Source organism: Streptomyces sp. MB09-02B (assembly GCF_033794485.1).
In the GTDB taxonomy this organism is placed as follows: Bacteria; Actinomycetota; Actinomycetes; order Streptomycetales; family Streptomycetaceae; genus Streptomyces.
Window position 1 is genome coordinate 1 of sequence record NZ_JARGEE010000780.1, and the last position, 1,989, is coordinate 1,989.

At 75.8% G+C, this 1,989-nt stretch carries 1 protein-coding gene; it reads right to left on the bottom strand.

What is annotated here, in order from left to right:
* A partial coding sequence (locus P1P70_RS43975) for a beta-ketoacyl synthase N-terminal-like domain-containing protein (protein ID WP_319248026.1) occupies positions 1 to 1,805 on the bottom strand: 1,805 nt, incomplete at its 3' end.
* Positions 1,806 to 1,989: the final 184 nt, after the last annotated feature.

Genomic DNA, 1,989 nt, shown 5'->3' on the forward strand with positions numbered 1-1,989 from the left:
TCGGCGGGATGGGCGGCGGCACCCTCGGGGGTGTCCAGCCAGTCGGCGAACCGGGCGGCGGTGTCGCGGACCCGGTCGGCGTCGATGTCGGAGAGGAGGTGCAGCCGCGCCGAGGCCTCCTCGGCCGGGGGCGGCAGCAGGGCGCCGGGCCGCCATTCCTCCAGTACCGCATGGGCGTTGGTGCCGCCGAACCCGAACCCGGAGACCCCGGCGGTGGCCGTACCGCCGTACCGGGGCCACGGTTCGGCCTCGGTCACGACGCGCAGCCGTTCGTCGTCGTCCAGCGCGCTGCCCTCGGCGCAGTGCAGCGAGGGCGGGATCAGGTCGTGGTGGAGCGCGAGCACCGTCTTCACCAGCCCGGCGATGCCCGCGGCGGACTCCAGGTGGCCCAGGTTGCCCTTGACCGAGCCGAGGAGCAGGGGCTGGTCGGGGTCGCGGCCCGTACCGAGGACGGCGCCGAGCGCGCCCGCCTCGATGGGATCGCCGAGCGGCGTGCCGGTACCGTGCGCCTCGACGTGGTCGATGTGCGCGGGGGAGAGCCCGGCCCGCGTGTAGGCGGTGCGCAACAGGGCTTGCTGGGCGGCCGGGTTGGGGGCCAGGAGGCCGTTGGAGCGGCCGTCGGAGTTGACGGCGGTGGCCCGGACGACGGCGAGGATCCGGTCGCCGTCCCGTTCGGCGTCGGACAGGCGTTTCAGCAGGACCGCCGCACAGCCCTCGCCCCTGCCGATACCGTCGGCCGCCTTCGAGAAGGGCTTGCACCGGCCGTCCGGCGCGAGGGCGCCCGCCCGCCGGAACGCGACGGTCACTGTCGGGGAGAGCAGCAGATTCACCCCGGCGGCGATCGCGAGGTCGCTCTCGCCCGTGCGCAGACTGACGGACGCGTGGTGCACGGCCACCAGCGACGACGAACACGCGGTGTCGACGGCCAGGCTCGGCCCTCGCGTGTCCAGGACGTACGCCAGCCGGCCCGCCGCCACGCTCAGCGCCCCGCCGGCCGGCGCCCAGGGGTCGACGGCGGCCGGGTCGGCGCCGGTGAGCTGCCCGTACTCGGGCGCGGAGACACCGACGAAGATCCCGGTGGCGCTGCCCGCGAGGGATCCGGTCGGGACGGCGGCGTGGTCGAGGGTCTCCCGCACGACCTCCAGGAGGATCCGCTGCTGGGGGTCCATCACCGCGGCCTCGCGCGGGGTGACACGGAAGAAGTCGGCGTCGAACCCGGCGATGTCGTCCAGGTAGCCGCCGTACGGGAGCGCGTCGGCGGGCGGGTACGGCGTGAAGTCCCGCCACCGGTCCTCCGGGACGCGCCGGATCGCGTCGACACCGTCGAGGAGCGACCGCCAGTACTCCGCCGGGCCGTGCACCCCACCCGGCAGCCGACACCCGACCCCGACGACCGCGACGGGCTCACCGGGCGCGGGTGCTGGCGCCTGCCGTGACGGGCGTGTCGCAGTGGGACCCGCCGCCGGGGCGAGGCCCGCACCTGGGCCGAGGCCCACACCCTGGCCTCCATCCGTCACCGGAGCAGGGTCCGCCGGCGGAGCAGGATCCGCCGCCGTGCCGCACAGTCGTGCCACCAGCGCGTCCCCGGTGGACACCTCCCACAGCAGCGTCGCCGGAAGGTCGCGGCCCGTCGCCCGGGACAGTTCCCCGGCCAGCACGACCGCGTCCCGCGAGGACATCCCGAGATCCGCGAGCGGCCGGTCCATCGGAACGTCCTCGGCGGCCCCACCGTGCCAGCCGGCCACCTGCGCCGCGATCAGCCGACGCAGCACGCGTTCCCGGCCGTCGGGGAACAGGAGCCGCACCTCACCCGCACCGGTCTCCCTGGTCCCGGTCTCCCTGGTCCCGGTCTCCCTGGTCCCGGTCACGCTCCCGGTCTCCCCGGTCCCGGTCTCCCTGGTCCCAGGCATGCTCCCGGTCCCGGTCACGCTCCCGCGCTCGTCCCCGCCGTCACCCTTGTCCCCGCTCTCGCCCACGACCCTCATCCCC